Source organism: Asticcacaulis solisilvae (assembly GCF_017875235.1).
Classification (GTDB): Bacteria; Pseudomonadota; Alphaproteobacteria; order Caulobacterales; family Caulobacteraceae; genus Asticcacaulis; species Asticcacaulis solisilvae_A.
In genome coordinates, this window is sequence record NZ_JAGGMI010000010.1 from 149,794 (window position 1) to 163,814 (window position 14,021).

Below are 14,021 nucleotides of genomic sequence, written 5' to 3' on the forward strand. Positions count from 1 at the left end.
TTTAATTCTCCTAAGGGCCGGGCGCAACAAGAAGTGTCATTTACATGGCAAAAGTTTTTGTTTATTTGCGGCGTCGAACGGCATCCCTTATGATGCTTTAGGTCAAATCACGGATGGCCTGGGACTGTCCCAACGCTTTGAGAACCTTGTGGTTGCGCCCGCTGACCCCAGCGCGGCGCGAATCGCCAATTCAAGCGTCGCCCTCCGATCAAGGAAGTCAGGTCCGATGACCAACACGCGCCGCAAGAAAATCTATGAAGGCAAGGCCAAGATTCTGTACGAAGGCCCCGAGCCCGGCACCCTTATCCAATACTTCAAGGACGACGCCACTGCGTTCAATGCGCAGAAGAAGGCCGTTCTGGACGGCAAGGGCGTGATCAACAACCGCATTTCCGAATTCGTCATGACCAAGCTGACGAACATCGGCGTGCAGAACCACTTCATCAAGCGCCTGAACCTGCGCGAGCAGCTGATCCGCGAAGTCGAGATCATCCCGCTGGAAGTCGTCTGCCGCAATGTCGTCGCCGGCTCGATGGCCAAGCGCTTCGGCCTGCCGGAAGGCCAGCAGCTGCCGCGCTCGATCATTGAATTCTACTACAAGAATGACGCCCTCGAAGACCCGATGGTCACCGAAGAACACGTGACGGCGTTCAACTGGGCCAACACCCAGGAGATCGACGACATCCTGGCCATGACCCTGCGCGTCAACGACTTCCTGAGCGGCATGTTCGCCGCGGTCGGTATCACCCTGGTCGATTTCAAGATCGAATACGGCCGCCTGTTCGAAGGCGAGTTCTCGCGCGTCATCCTGGCCGACGAAATCAGCCCGGATTCGTGCCGGCTGTGGGATGCCCAGACGAACGAGAAGCTGGACAAGGACCGCTTCCGCCGCGACATGGGCAATGTCATCGAAAGCTACGCCGAAGTCGCCAAGCGTCTCGGCATCATGGGCGATATGCCAAAAGTCATCGAAGGCGGAATGCAGTAAAATGAAAGCTAAGGTCCACGTGTTCCTGAAACCCGGCGTCCTCGACGTCCAGGGCAAGGCCGTCGAAGGCGCCCTGCACGGCCTCGGCTGGGGCGGCGTCTCGAACGTCCGTGTCGGCAAGGTGCTGGAATTCGACATGGACGGCGCCGACCAGGACGCCGCCAAAGCCGAGCTGAAGGCTATGTGCGAAAAGCTTCTGGCCAATACGGTCATCGAATCCTACAAGGTCGAGGTGGCGTAATGGCCCTTAAAGCCGCCGTCCTCGTCTTCCCCGGCTCCAACTGCGACCGCGACTGCAAGACGGCCGTCGAAACCACAGTCGGCGGCAAGGTCGAAATGGTGTGGCACCAGGAAACCGCGCTTCCTTCGGGCCTCGACCTGATCGTCGTTCCGGGCGGCTTTTCCTACGGCGACTACCTGCGTTGCGGCGCCATGGCCTCGCTGTCGCCGGTCATGCAGGCCGTCAAGACCGAAGCCGAACGTGGCGTATCGGTCCTTGGCATCTGCAACGGCTTCCAGATCCTGTGCGAAGCCGGTCTTCTGCCCGGCGCCCTGCTGCGCAACGCCCAGCTGAAATACGTCTGCAAACCGATCGAACTGACGATCGAAAACCGCAATACACGCTTCACCAGCGCCTATGGCAATCAGCAGAGCGTCTGGATGACCCAGGGCAATGGCGACGGCAACTTCTTTGCCGATCCCGATACGCTCAAGGCCATCGAGGACAACGACCAGGTCGTGTTCCGCTACGTTGAAAACCCGAACGGGTCGTTGAACGGCATCGCCGGTATCGTCAACACCGCCGGCAACGTCCTTGGCATGATGCCGCACCCGGACCGCGCCTTTGAGCCGGCCTTGGGCTCAGCCGACGGCGCACCGATGTTCCACAGCCTGGTCGACGCCCTGCAATCGGCCTGAGCCAATTGACTTTTGATCGTTAACAATGAAAGCATCCCGAAACCATAAAGTTTCGGGATGTTTTTCTATGTGGCGTCGTATCGGATTGGCAGTCATCGCAACCCTGGCCGTGGCGGGGTGTACGAAGAAGGACAAGGCGCAGGATACCACCGCCCTCGGCTTCCACAAGGAAGCCTGCCCGGCCGAACTGAAGAACGCCGAGTGCGGCAAGCTGGTTGTCGAAGAGACACGTGGCGCCAATAATGGCCGCACAGTCTCCTTGCCCGTCGTCATCGTCCGCGCAACGGCCGCCAACAAAAAGGCCGATCCGGTCATCTTCCTGCACGGCGGCCCGGGCGGCAGCGTGGTCGCGGGTCTGCCGCGCCGCCTGGCCCGTACGCCCAGCGTCATCACCGCTGACCGCGACTGGATATTTTTCGACCACCGCGGCACAGGCCTGTCGAAGCCGTCACTCGATTGCGGCACCGCGCCGTTGTCGGATGCCGGGATCACCACAGATGCCGGCGTGAAAATGGTCCAGGACTGCGGGAAGACATGGGCCGCCGAAGGCATCGACCTTAGCCAGTACAATTCCGCCGTCGTCGTCAAGGACATCCGCGACCTGCGCAAGGCGCTCAACATCACCACCTATAATCTCTACGGCGGCTCCTACGGCACGCGCGTCGCCATGGCAGTGATGCAGCATGATCCGGAGGGCCTGCGCGCCGCCGTGCTGAACTCGACCTGGTCGCCGGAAGGCAATGCTACCGCCCCCCTGCCCGGCCTGGTCTCTCAGGAGGTTCGCCAGGTCCTGGCCTACTGCGCCGCCGACGCGACCTGCAACGGCAAGTATCCGGACCTGGAACGCCGTCTCGACGCCCGCATGACCGAATGGCTGAAAACCCCGGTCAGCAAGGACGGCCAGACCCATACGGCCGACGAGATGGGCGCCTTTCTGCTTGAGACCATCTACAGCGATCGCGGCGCGCGCAGTCTGCCCATGCTGCTCGACGGCATCCTGAAGGGCGATTACGCGCCCCTCATCGCGTTCAAACAGGAATATGCCGGCTACACCGAAGGCCAGTTCCTGACCACCCTGTGCAACGAAGAATTCTCCTTCGAAACACCGGCGGCCGTCACGGCTGGACTGAACGGAGCCGATCCGATCGCCGCGGCGGTGGCGCGCGACACTATTCGCTTCTTCCCGGCCTGCGAAGGCTGGGCGACCGGAAAGGGCGCGGCCGTGGAAAACCAGCCCCTGACCAGCGCGATTCCAACGCTGATGCTGTCGGCCGATATAGACGCCGGCTGTCCGGCGGAGATGTCCGAACAGGTCGTCACGCGCCTGAGCAAAGCTCGGAACTACATGTTCAAGAACCGGATGCACACCATCCAGGGCAGCGACTGCGCCAAGGCCATGGTCGCGCAGTTCCTCGAAACCGCCGATGCCAATGTCGATGCAAGCTGCATGGCGACCGACCGGCCGACCTTCCCGTTCATCTACGAAAAGAGCTAATCGCGCCGCATTAATTCCATAATTGGCCGTCACGACTGCTTCCTCTCTCAGGGGGCGGTCTTGAGGCAGTTTTGGAAGCCTGAATGGACCCGATTACGGCGTTTGTCGTCCGCATTTTTTCCACGCCCGGCGTCGCACTGTGGTTGGCGGGCGGCATTCTCGCCTTCGCCACAGGGCTAATCGTCCGCGGAGGCTGGCTGGGATACCGGCCGTTGCGCGCGGCACTGAACGACCGCTGGAACAAGCTGTCCGCACTGAATGTGCATTATCTGGACGATACCCAGTTCCTTGAGGTAGACCGCGTCTTTTCCAGCACCGACGTCCCCGAACTGACCGAAGGCTGGGTGCGCTATCGCAGTCTATTGACCTTGCAACCCGATAGGCGCTACGCCACCTCCATCCACGCCGCCGAAGCCTTTGATCATCTGGATGAGCCCGCCCGGACGCTGGAATGGTGGGCCAACATCCTGGTCGCCGCCGGTCTGGTGGTCACCTTCTTAGGGATTGTTGCGGCGCTCAGCGAGGCGACGGCGACGATCGGCCAGGGCGCAGTCGCCGAAGGCGCGTTGCTGGGGCTTTTGGCCGTGGCCGCCACCAAGTTCTGGACCTCTATTGCCGGCGTCGCCGGATCGATCCTGCTGCGCATCACGGCACGCAACTGGCGGCGCAGGACGGAACTGGGGGCCCGCCTCCTGTTCGCCCAGCTGGATGCCGCCGTCGTCTTTCTCCCCCCCGAAAAGGCGCTTCTGGAACAGCTCAGTGCGCTCAACCGCATCGAAACAGCGCTGAAGGCGCGCGCGTCATGAGCCTGCGCCCGCGCCGAATATCCGCCCGGCGAACAGACACCACCGAGCCCGAAAGCGACTATATCGCCATGACCGACATGATGGTCGGCGTCCTGTTCATCTTCATCATCATGCTGTGCTTCTTCGCGCTCCAGTACAAAAAAACGACGGCGTCGCTGACCGGGGCCAAGGATGCCCAGACGACCGCCTTACTCCAGACCGCGAACGCGCTGAGCCGCGAAACCATCGAGGCCGAAATCGACCGGCAGGCGCACGTCGTCTGCCTGCCCGGCGCCCTGTTCGGCGACCATGGCGCGGGCGAAACGCGGCGCTGCTTTGCCTATACCGGCGACAAGCCACAGCTCCAGCCGGATGCAGCCGATCGCCAGAGGCAGATCGCCGCGGCCGACCGGGCGGCGCTGATGAGCGGCATCGACAACGACATGCAGGGCGCAAGCGTCCCTGTGACCGTAGGTATCGACAACGCCAACCTGGTCATGCCGGCCAACCGCCTGTTCGCCGCAAACAGTGCGGCCTTGACGCCCGAAGGCCAGGCGGCGATGGCGCGGGTCGCCCAGACGCTTAGAACCCGGTTGCCCTGCTATGCCGAAGGCGCGGCGGGCAGCTGCGGCAATGCCGCCCGTCTGAACGGCGTCAATATCCAGATCAACGCCAGTTTCGACGCCTTTACGGCTGAAGGCCGCGCGGCATCCGCCCTGGCGTTGCAACGCTCGGTCGCCTTCCATAACGCCCTGGTCGCTACGGCGCCGGAGCTGGGCAAGCTGCGCGCGGCGCCTGGAACCGAGCCGCTGCTGCGCGTATCGAGCTATCAGCAGTCGAGCACGGCTGGCCAGAACCAGGATCTGGTCATTCAGTTCGTGATCACTCAGTAACCGCGTATTTTCGGCTGACATGGCAGGCTGAATCCGCTACATGCGCGCGCATGAGCACAAGCACCGCCACCGCGCAAAAAACCATGGCCCAAAAGGCCGCCGAATATGGCCTGAAGCCCGACGAGTACCAGGTCGTTCTCGACCGCCTCGGCCGCGAGCCCAACGACGTCGAACTGGGCGTCTTCAGCGTCATGTGGTCGGAGCACTGCTCTTACAAATCCTCGCGCATGCACCTGCGCAAGTTTCCTGTGACCGGGCCGCGCGTCATCTGCGGCCCCGGCGAAAACGCCGGCGTCATCGATATCGACGACGGCCAGGCGTGCATCTTCAAGATGGAATCGCACAACCACCCGTCCTATATCGAGCCCTATCAGGGCGCGGCGACAGGCGTCGGCGGCATCATGCGCGACGTCTTCACCATGGGCGCGCGCCCGGTAGCGCTGCTGAACGCCCTGCGCTTCGGCGACCCCGAACATCCCAAGACCCGCCGCCTGGTCGAAGGCGTCGTCGCCGGCATCGGCGGCTACGGCAACTGCGTCGGTGTGCCGACCGTGGCCGGCGAGACGAACTTCCACAGCGGCTATAACGGCAACATCCTGGTCAACGCCATGTGCGTCGGCCTGGCCGATGCCGACAAGATCTTCTATTCCGCGGCGCCCGAGCCCGGCCTGCCCGTCGTCTATTTCGGCTCCAAGACCGGCCGTGACGGCATCCACGGCGCCACCATGTCGTCGGCCGAATTCTCGGAAGACTCCGAAGAAAAGCGCCCGACCGTCCAGGTCGGCGATCCGTTCGCCGAAAAGCTCTTGATTGAAGCCACGCTTGAACTGATGGCATCGGGCGCGGTCGCCGCCATCCAGGACATGGGCGCCGCCGGCCTGACCTCATCCTCGGTTGAAATGGCTGGCAAGGGCGGGCTTGGCATCACGCTCGACCTCGACAAGGTGCCGCAGCGCGAAACCGGCATGACCGCCTATGAGATGATGCTGTCCGAATCTCAGGAGCGCATGCTGGCGATCCTGAAGCCCGGCCGCGAAAACGATGGCTATCGTATTTTCGAGAAGTGGGGCCTGGACGCCGCCGTCATCGGCGAAACCAATACGTCGGGCCACATCGTACTGCTGCATAAGGGCGAGGTCGTCTGCGACCTGCCGCTGTCACCGCTGTCGGACGACGCGCCACTCTATGACCGCCCGTGGGTCGAGCCGGCAAAGGAGCCGGAACTGAACGCTGGCGACGTGCCGGCGCACGATCTCAACGACGCCCTGCTCAAGGTCATTTCGTGCCCCGACCAGGCGTCGAAGCGCTGGCTCTGGGAACAGTACGACCGCCACGTCATGGCCGACACCCTGTCGGACAGCTCGACCGGCCACGACGCCGGCATGGTCCGCGTCCACGGCACCAAGAAGGCCCTGGCCGTCACGTCCGATTGTACGCCGCGCTACGTCAAGGCCAACCCCTATGAGGGCGGCAAGCAGGCCGTCGCCGAAGCCTGGCGCAACCTGACCGCCGTCGGCGCCGAGCCGATCGCCATCACCGACAACCTGAACTTCGGCAATCCGGAAAAGCCCGAGATCATGGGCCAGATCGTCCGCGCCATCGACGGCATGGCCGAAGCCTGCCGTGAACTGGCCTTCCCGGTCGTGTCGGGCAATGTCTCGCTCTATAACGAAACCAATGGCCAGGCGATCCCGCCGACGCCGACCGTCGGCGCCGTAGGTCTCCTGAAGGACTATGACCAGCGCGTCGGCTTCAACGCCGTCCGCCAAGGTCAGGTGCTAATCCTGATCGGTGAGACGAAGGGTGAAATGGGTTCGTCGCTGTACCTGCGCGAAGTCCTGGGCCGCGAAGACGGCGCTCCGCCCAAGGTCGATCTGGAATGCGAAAAGGCCAACGGCACTCTGGTGCGCCGCCTGATTAAGTCGGGCGTGGCCAAGGGCGTCCACGACCTGTCGGACGGCGGCCTGCTGTCGGCCGCGGTCGATGTCGCGCTGGCGTCGAAGACCGGCCTGGAACTGAAGAATCCGACCGACCTCGCCGACCACGTTTTTGGCTTTGCCGAGGATCAGGCCCGCTACCTGATCGCCGTTGATGAAGCCGCCGCGCATCTGGTCACCGCCCAGGCCGCCGAAGCTGACGTCAAGGCAGCCGTCATCGGCGTCGCTACGGGCACGGACCTAACCTATGCCGGCCTGTCGCTTAGCCTTGAAAGCTTACGTGAAACCAATGAGCGCTGGCTGCCGGCCTACATGGCGGGCAAGGCGTAAGGGGATTACAGCGTGCCGATCCCGGTGACTTCCCACCTGCACTGGGTCGAGTATCTAAAGCTCAGTTGCAGTTCGTCATTGGTATTGGCGTTGATGAAGACCGTGGCGCGCAGGTTGCGTTCGTCCAGCTGCGCGTCGGTCGGTCCATTGCGGAAGAAGCGGCGCATGACGCCTGCCTTGCCGCCGCAGGAAAAGATATCGCAGTAATAGCCGGTTTTCGCGGCAAACTGGCTGGCAAGGTCAGCGCGCGAAACAAAGGCGCCCTCCGCGCCGATGGTCACGCCGTCCGGGCTGATCAGGTTCAGAAGCGCGGACGGGTTGTTCCCCGCCACGGCCGAAATCGTCGATGACACGGCGCGCTTCAGCGACGCATCGTAATTGCGGTCGCAAGTCGCGCCATTGGCCTGAGTGATAAGCGACATGGCCAGAACAATCCCGATACCCATGGCCGCTCCTGTTTTCAGCTTGCTGTCCATCTCGTCGCCCCTGTTTGATCCGTTAACTATAGCGCAGCTTCGGCCGCCGTCAAAACATACGGCTGTGCGCTTGAACCCGCGATGAACGCATTTTTGCCGATCGCGCTTTCGATCCAAAAACCGCGATGCGCTTTTTGGAAAGCGCTCCTAAAACTGCCGGATCAGCTTTGGCTCTGTATGGCCAAACCGACCGTCGAGATAGTGATCGACAATGCGGTCGCCATAGACCTCATAGATCAGGTGCAGGTGCTCCGGCCGCCAGTCCACCGAGCGCCAGATGCGGCCCGTCGTGCCCTGCTTGTGCGGGGGCCGGCCGTTGCCGTCGGATACGACACGCATCAGCGCCGGCATCTCCTGGCCCAGCGCCATCACGGCCCGGCAGGCCAGGTCGTGGAGACCGTCGCCGCGCACCAGCTCTGCGACGCTTTGGTGGATGATGGCCCCACCGTCGATGGCTTCCGTCGTTTCGTGCACAGTCATGCCGGTCATCTGGGGCTCAAGGAAATAGCTCGGCCAGAAATGCGTCGTCACGCCGCGATACCACGGCGACAAGCCACCATGGATGTTCCATTTGCGCAGGGCTTTGATGCCCGTCAGCGTTTCGGGCGTCAGCTTGTGCACGCCGTAGGACAGCACCAGATCGGGCTCCAGGTCATTGATGAAGGCCACCGTCTCAGGCGTGTTGAGCGTATCCATGGTGACATCGTGCCGCTCGGTCTTCGGCAGCACCGTGCCGTCGAAGAAGCGGCGCTCAGCATCGTCGCGCGCGGCGAAATGCCGGCGGAAAAGCGCCCGCGTCTCCGGCGCGATATCGAGCGGCGGTTCCGGAATGAAGCTTTCTCGCTGTTCGATCACCAGCCCGACCAGGACGCCGGCGGCCTGCAGGCTGCGCGCCATGAAGGCGTGGCGCGGATGCGAGCCCGTTAAAAAGACGACTTTCATGTGCGGATTCAAGATACTGTTCCCAGCGCGATTTGGCAGTTGCGCCACTAAGTTTCCAATGTGGACTTGAGCAGTCCGCCATCTTCAAGCCGTGTGACGACCGGCAGCACGTCACGCACCGCGCACCCGGCCTTGTCGGCTATGGCGATCAGATCGTGAGCGCCGTCGCTGTAGTTCAGCACGGTGAGGATGCGTTCGAGGATCTTGCGGCCGTCGAAGACCTCATCGCTGCTGGCGCCCCAGGTCGCCGCGGAATTGATATTGGGATAGAGCCCGCGCCGGCCCAGTTGCGGCTCGCCGTAAGGGGCCAGGTTCGTCCACGGCCCGACCATGTCGAGTTCTTTCAGGAAGGCCTCGATCTCGTCGACGCTCTGCACCAGCGCCTCGATCGTCATGAAGTCCTTGCTGTCGAGCGAATTGTGGTAGCCGTCATAGTCGCCATAGGCACAGCGCGCGAACTGCCCCACCGGGAGGTTGAAGCCCGGCGAGCAGTATTGCCGTTCGTCCGATCCACTGGTGGGCGTAAATGCGCGCAACCGCAAGGGCTGCCCCTGCCCCTGCCAGTGCCGCGCCAGGCGGTCGACGATGGCGGTTTCGCGCCGGCTGGATTTGTAGCTCAGGCTTCCCGGCCCCCCCAGGCAGGTCAGGACCAGGCCGGCGTCCATGCGCGCCATCAGCTCCTCGCCGTGCAGGTGCAGATAGCACAGGCTGCCGATGGTCTCGGGGTTGAGGACGAAACGGAAGCGATGGCGGCGGCGCGGCCAGGCCTTCAGGCGATGATAGAGGCCCAGCAGGACCAGCGGTCCGCTCAATTCATTATTGGCCAGCGACGGGTGGCACAGATAGCTGGAGATCAGGATTTCGCGGGTACTATCCCCGTCCAGGAAGGTATGGGCCAGCGGCACGCGGCCTGAGCTGAAATCGGCGTCGATCCGGACGTGATACATCCCGGGCTTCAGCGCCAGGCGCTGATTGTGGCTCAGGCAGAAGCCCCAGGCCCGATTGTAATAGCTGGTAACGTAAGGCACGGCGTCCGGCAGGTGCGGCAGGCTGTGCAGGTGCGGCTGAAGCTCTTCCAGGGTCAGTTCGCGATCGACGCCCTCGGAATAGTTGACGAGGTGCAGGTTGGACTGGCCGATGTCGCAGATCACCGCGCCGTCCGGCCCGGTCAGGCAGGCCGAGCGGCAATTCCATTGCGGCGGCGTCTCCCAGTCGAAGACCTTGGTGCCCGACGCCACGCCGAAGATGTCGAGCGGCATGGCCTCGGCCATGATGCGCAGCGACTGCTCTATCCCGTCGCCGGTGATCGAACGCATAAGCGGAAACAGGCGGTCGTAGAGCGTGTCGAGCCGCGCGTGATCGTCTTGCTGCTGCATGTCGTAGGCCATTGGAAACTCCTGGACTGGCACAGGAGACTCACGCCTCACCGTTAAAATTCGATGACCGGCGGGATCGGTCTTAATGCGCTTTTAACGTAAACTGGGCCATCTGGATCGGATGCGCTATCGCCCGTTTGGACATTCCGGAATCGCCCTGTCGGCCGTGGGACTACGTCTGCCGACGGCAAAGCTTGCCCGCAACCTGGGCCTGGCCGAAAAGCTGATCATGGGCGCGCTCGAAAACGGCATCAACATCTACCATTTCGACGGCCTGGACCTGGAATTCCTGCGTCGCATGGCCGCCATCTTCTCGCTGGTCGAGCGCAAGCTGCTGTTCATCAGCCTGTCGCCCGATACGCCGCATGCGCCGGGCGACATCGCCGGCTACACCATGCCGGGCCTCAAGGAGAGTTTACGCGGCGCCATCAAGGACTCGGGCTTTGAGTGGCTCGACCTCCTGACCTTCGTTCAGCCCGGGGTCGGCTACATGCCGGCGGACAGTCTCAGGTTCCTGAAGGACCTGAAACGGGCGCGCATGGTTCGTCACCTGGGGGCCACAGCCGAGGTCGGTGAAATCAGGCCGCTGGTCGAAAGCGGCGCGTTCAACGTCATCCAGACGAGCTTCGACATCGATTCGACGTGGGAAAAGCGCCACGAGATCGACTTCGCCATTCGCCATGACCTGTGCATTATCGGCTCCGACTTCTTCCCGGAAATCTACCGCAAGGAGTCCGATGTCGTGCCCAAGCCGGCGCGCCGCGGCTTCTTCGGTGGCAAGCCCGCCAATCCTTTGGCCGGCGCCGGTACCCACGCCTTCCTGCACCAGACGCCGGACTGGACGCCTGAGGAGCTGTGCCTTGGATACGCCCTGTCCCTGCCGTCGCTGTCCTGCATACTGATCGAGCCCGAAACGCCGGAAAAGCTTGAAACCCTGGCCGCGGTGCCGGAGCGGCACCTGCCGTCCTCGGTTCCGGCGCAGATCGAAATGGCGCGCTTCACCGCCCATATGCCCAAGGGCGCTCACGGGTAATTTTTGCTTGGTCGCATTTCCTGATGGCGAACCGCCAGAAACGTACTTTGGCACTTCGCCTGGAAATGCTCTGGGGCTGGATTTCATCCGCCCCCTGCCCTATATGCGTGGATATTCTACTAGGAGTACCGGCGATGAGCAGCGAAGTTCACGACTTTATCGACAAGACCGTCAAGGATCACGATGTGGTCCTGTTCATGAAGGGCACGCCCGAGCAGCCGCGTTGCGGTTTCTCCAGCACGGTCGTCCAGATTCTGGACCACCTGGGCGTTGAATATGTCGGCGTCGATGTCCTGCAGGACGAAGGTCTTCGGGAAGGCATCAAGGTCTACAGCGACTGGCCGACCATCCCGCAACTCTATCTCAAGGGCGAGTTCATCGGTGGCTGCGATATCGTGCGTGAGATGTTCCAGTCGGGCGAACTGAAGACGGATCTGGACCAGAAGGGCCTGCTGCCGGCCTGAGCGTCCGCGCCTTAAAGCCCCCTTGCCTCAACCAATAGCGGCAGTTAAACTGCCACAGGCGATGGAGGGGGCAACATCATGCTATCGAAAACTCTGCTTACGGCCACGTTCTGTCTGGGCGTGGCCTCGAACGCATGGGCCGGGCCCAAATGGGTAAAAGCGGAAAGCGACCACTTCATCGTCTATAGCTCCGTCAATGCCAAGGCGACGGAAGCCTATGTCCGCAACCTCGAAAAATATCGCTACGTGATCGGCGCCTTTTACCGCCGGTCGGGCCAGAACGCCGAGCCCGAAGCCAAGCTGAACCTGTACTTCCTGAACGATCGCAATGGCTTCAAGCAGGTGTGGCCAAAGGTGCCCTCCGGAGTAGGGGGCTTCGTTCGCATCTGTTCGAACGGCATGGCCGGCTATTTCGAGTACGACGACGACAGAATCAGCGAAGCCGCCAAGATCGAAGACCAGGTAGAGAACGACAGCCAGACCATCATCTTCCACGAATATGCCCACCTGTTCATGTTCCAGAACTCGCGCGTGGCCTATCCGCGCTGGTTCGTCGAAGGCTTCGCCGAATATTACGGTACTACGCGCGTCCAGGACGACCAGGCCGTCGTCGGCATGGCCTGGTCGGAGCGGGTGCGCAGCCTGACGGCGCCCGGAGGTATATCCTACGAGGATATCCTGCGCGACGCACCGTCGACGCGTCGCTTGGGGGCCGGCTACGACCTCTATGCCCAGTCGTGGCTGCTGACCCATTGGATACTGTCGGATGCGACCCGATCGGAAGCGCTCAGCGGCTATCTGGAAGCCCGCAACCGCGGTGACGATCCGGTCAAGGCGTTTGAAACGGCATTCGGCATCCCGGTCAAGAAGCTGTCCGGGACGCTCAACGCCTATCTGGACAAGATCCAGGCGACGGTCTACCGCCTCAAGGACATGCCTACGCCTAAGGTCACCCTCACGCCCATGCCAGCCAGCGCCGACAAGCTGCTGCTGTGGGACAGCGGCGTTCGTTCCTGCCTCCACAAGGAGGTTCGGCAACCGGTGTTGCAGAAGATCAAGGCCGAAGCGGCCAAGTATCCCGGCGATGACTATGCCGGTGCGGTCGCGGCGCGCGCGGAAGTGCTGTTCGGTGATGCGTCTCAGGCGCTAGCCTACTATCAGGACCGAACCAAGGCGCATCCGGAAGATCCCGAAGGCTTCTTTCGGTTAGGCCAGGTATGGTTCCTGATGGCTAAAGCCGGCAAGCCGGCATCGGGCGAGGCCCCGGAAACCCAAATGCGCAAGGCCAGAGCCGCATTCGGCCGCGCCTATCAGCTGGATCCGCTGAACGCCGTCAACCTGTACTATTTCTCACGCGCCGCCAATCAGGGCCCAAACTATCCAGACGACAATACGGTGAACGCGGCCCAGGAAGCGCACCGGCTGGCGCCGTCCGTGCGCGAATACGCCATACACGCCGCGCGCCTGATGATCATCAAGGACCAGCTCCCGGAAGCCGCCGCGACGCTTTCGCCGCTGGCGAACAATCCGCACGGCGGGGCGTTTTCAGAATGGGTCGCGTCGATCATTGCGGCCATCAATGCCGGCAAATCCAAGGACGAGTTGGAGGCGCTGATGCAAAAAGGGCCGGAAGGCAAAGGCCTCGATAGCGACGAGTTATAAAGAACCCCGGAAGCCTGGCTTCCGGGGTTTCCACATCTATAGCTCGTATCGTCATGACGCGGCGAAAATGCCCGTCAGAACATTACGACGAATAGTATTCGACGATCAGGTTCGGTTCCATCTTCACCGGATACGGCACTTCGGCCAGCTCCGGCGCGCGGACGAAGCGCGCCTTCATGCCCTTGGCGTCCAGCTCGATGTAGTCCGGCACATCGCGTTCCGGCGACTGCAGGGCTTCGAGGACCAGGGCCATGTTGCGCGAACGTTCACGGACTTCGATGACGTCGTCAGCCTTGACGCGGTACGAAGGGATGTTGACGCGCTTGCCGTTCACCAGGACGTGGCCGTGGTTGACGAACTGACGGGCCGCCCAGACGGTCGGCACGAACTTGGCGCGGTAGACGACGGCGTCGAGGCGCGATTCCAGCAGGGCGACCAGGTTTTCCGAGGTGTTGCCCTTGCGGCGGTCAGCCTCTTCGTAGGTGCGCAGGAACTGCTTTTCGGTAATGTTGCCGTAGTAGCCCTTCAGCTTCTGCTTGGCCTTCAGCTGCAGACCGAAGTCCGAAACCTTGGACTTGCGGCGCTGGCCGTGCTGGCCGGGGCCATACGAGCGCTTGTTGACGGGGGACTTGGGACGGCCCCACAGGTTTTCACCCATGGCGCGGTCGAGCTTGTACTTGGCGCTGTGGCGCTTGGACATATCGTACCTTATAAATTTATTC

The 14,021-nt window shown here is 62.4% G+C and carries 14 protein-coding genes; 10 read left to right on the forward strand and 4 right to left on the reverse strand.

The window, feature by feature from the left end:
• Positions 1-226: 226 nt before the first annotated feature.
• The 7 genes from purC to purL all read left to right on the forward strand — a co-directional run bounded on the left by purC (position 227) and on the right by purL (position 7,346).
• Positions 227-988 carry a phosphoribosylaminoimidazolesuccinocarboxamide synthase gene (gene purC, locus J2X24_RS16570; protein WP_209724118.1) on the forward strand — a complete coding sequence of 254 codons (762 nt, stop codon included), beginning with the start codon at positions 227-229 and terminating at the stop codon, positions 986-988.
• Between the two features lies 1 nt (position 989).
• Positions 990-1,229: a phosphoribosylformylglycinamidine synthase subunit PurS gene (purS, locus tag J2X24_RS16575; protein ID WP_209724119.1), complete on the forward strand. Its 240-nt coding sequence runs from the start codon at positions 990-992 to the stop codon at positions 1,227-1,229.
• A complete protein-coding gene (gene purQ / locus J2X24_RS16580) occupies positions 1,229-1,906 on the forward strand; it encodes a phosphoribosylformylglycinamidine synthase subunit PurQ (RefSeq protein WP_209724121.1) in 678 nt (225 codons plus the stop codon). Before purS ends, purQ begins: the two co-directional genes overlap by 1 nt.
• Positions 1,907-1,973: 67 nt before the next feature.
• Complete coding sequence (locus J2X24_RS16585; RefSeq protein ID WP_209724123.1) at positions 1,974-3,401, forward strand: alpha/beta fold hydrolase; 1,428 nt, start codon at positions 1,974-1,976, stop codon at positions 3,399-3,401.
• 83 nt (positions 3,402-3,484) lie between these two features.
• Positions 3,485-4,207 (forward strand): hypothetical protein, encoded by a 723-nt coding sequence (locus J2X24_RS16590; protein WP_209724125.1) that lies wholly within the window; start codon positions 3,485-3,487, stop codon positions 4,205-4,207.
• Positions 4,204-5,079: a hypothetical protein gene (locus tag J2X24_RS16595; protein ID WP_209724127.1), complete on the forward strand. Its 876-nt coding sequence runs from the start codon at positions 4,204-4,206 to the stop codon at positions 5,077-5,079. Before J2X24_RS16590 ends, J2X24_RS16595 begins: the two co-directional genes overlap by 4 nt.
• Before the next feature lie 50 nt (positions 5,080-5,129).
• Entirely contained in the window at positions 5,130-7,346 is a 2,217-nt protein-coding gene (gene purL / locus J2X24_RS16600; protein WP_209724129.1) for a phosphoribosylformylglycinamidine synthase subunit PurL, read from the forward strand.
• A gap of 5 nt (positions 7,347-7,351) precedes the next feature.
• Here the strand turns inward: purL and J2X24_RS16605 are convergent, their stop codons facing one another.
• From J2X24_RS16605 to J2X24_RS16615, 3 genes are all read right to left on the reverse strand, one after another.
• A complete protein-coding gene (locus tag J2X24_RS16605; protein WP_209724132.1) occupies positions 7,352-7,822 on the reverse strand; it encodes a hypothetical protein in 471 nt (156 codons plus the stop codon).
• 147 nt (positions 7,823-7,969) lie between these two features.
• Positions 7,970-8,764 (reverse strand): formyl transferase, encoded by a 795-nt coding sequence (locus tag J2X24_RS16610; protein ID WP_209724133.1) that lies wholly within the window; start codon positions 8,762-8,764, stop codon positions 7,970-7,972.
• Between the two features lie 47 nt (positions 8,765-8,811).
• The gene (locus tag J2X24_RS16615; RefSeq protein WP_209724135.1) at positions 8,812-10,152 is read right to left on the reverse strand and encodes a DUF4910 domain-containing protein; all 1,341 of its coding nucleotides are present in this window, start codon (positions 10,150-10,152) and stop codon (positions 8,812-8,814) included.
• Between the two features lie 109 nt (positions 10,153-10,261).
• On the opposite strand from J2X24_RS16615, the gene J2X24_RS16620 reads away from it, so the two are divergent.
• From J2X24_RS16620 to J2X24_RS16630, 3 genes are all read left to right on the forward strand, one after another.
• Complete coding sequence (locus J2X24_RS16620; protein ID WP_209724137.1) at positions 10,262-11,173, forward strand: aldo-keto reductase family protein; 912 nt, start codon at positions 10,262-10,264, stop codon at positions 11,171-11,173.
• Between the two features lie 134 nt (positions 11,174-11,307).
• Positions 11,308-11,637 (forward strand): Grx4 family monothiol glutaredoxin, encoded by a 330-nt coding sequence (gene grxD, locus J2X24_RS16625; RefSeq protein ID WP_209724139.1) that lies wholly within the window; start codon positions 11,308-11,310, stop codon positions 11,635-11,637.
• A gap of 78 nt (positions 11,638-11,715) precedes the next feature.
• Positions 11,716-13,299, forward strand: a complete 1,584-nt coding sequence (locus tag J2X24_RS16630) for a hypothetical protein (protein ID WP_209724141.1) — start codon at positions 11,716-11,718, stop codon at positions 13,297-13,299.
• A gap of 82 nt (positions 13,300-13,381) precedes the next feature.
• On the opposite strand, the gene rpsD is transcribed toward J2X24_RS16630, so the two are convergent.
• Positions 13,382-13,999: a 30S ribosomal protein S4 gene (rpsD, locus tag J2X24_RS16635; protein WP_209724142.1), complete on the reverse strand. Its 618-nt coding sequence runs from the start codon at positions 13,997-13,999 to the stop codon at positions 13,382-13,384.
• Positions 14,000-14,021 lie beyond the last annotated feature (22 nt).

Bases quoted from the DNA above. Each gene is read 5' to 3' on its own strand.
- J2X24_RS16620 (WP_209724137.1), top strand. From the start codon at position 10,262: ATGCGCTATCGCCCGTTTGGACATTCCGGAATCGCCCTGTCGGCCGTG.
- purL (WP_209724129.1), top strand. From the start codon at position 5,130: ATGAGCACAAGCACCGCCACCGCGCAAAAAACCATGGCCCAAAAGGCC.
- rpsD (WP_209724142.1), bottom strand. From the start codon at position 13,999: ATGTCCAAGCGCCACAGCGCCAAGTACAAGCTCGACCGCGCCATGGGT.
- J2X24_RS16605 (WP_209724132.1), bottom strand. From the start codon at position 7,822: ATGGACAGCAAGCTGAAAACAGGAGCGGCCATGGGTATCGGGATTGTT.
- purC (WP_209724118.1), top strand. From the start codon at position 227: ATGACCAACACGCGCCGCAAGAAAATCTATGAAGGCAAGGCCAAGATT.
- purQ (WP_209724121.1), top strand. From the start codon at position 1,229: ATGGCCCTTAAAGCCGCCGTCCTCGTCTTCCCCGGCTCCAACTGCGAC.
- J2X24_RS16590 (WP_209724125.1), top strand. From the start codon at position 3,485: ATGGACCCGATTACGGCGTTTGTCGTCCGCATTTTTTCCACGCCCGGC.
- J2X24_RS16595 (WP_209724127.1), top strand. From the start codon at position 4,204: ATGAGCCTGCGCCCGCGCCGAATATCCGCCCGGCGAACAGACACCACC.
- J2X24_RS16610 (WP_209724133.1), bottom strand. From the start codon at position 8,764: ATGAAAGTCGTCTTTTTAACGGGCTCGCATCCGCGCCACGCCTTCATG.
- J2X24_RS16630 (WP_209724141.1), top strand. From the start codon at position 11,716: ATGCTATCGAAAACTCTGCTTACGGCCACGTTCTGTCTGGGCGTGGCC.
- purS (WP_209724119.1), top strand. From the start codon at position 990: ATGAAAGCTAAGGTCCACGTGTTCCTGAAACCCGGCGTCCTCGACGTC.
- grxD (WP_209724139.1), top strand. From the start codon at position 11,308: ATGAGCAGCGAAGTTCACGACTTTATCGACAAGACCGTCAAGGATCAC.
- J2X24_RS16615 (WP_209724135.1), bottom strand. From the start codon at position 10,152: ATGGCCTACGACATGCAGCAGCAAGACGATCACGCGCGGCTCGACACG.
- J2X24_RS16585 (WP_209724123.1), top strand. From the start codon at position 1,974: ATGTGGCGTCGTATCGGATTGGCAGTCATCGCAACCCTGGCCGTGGCG.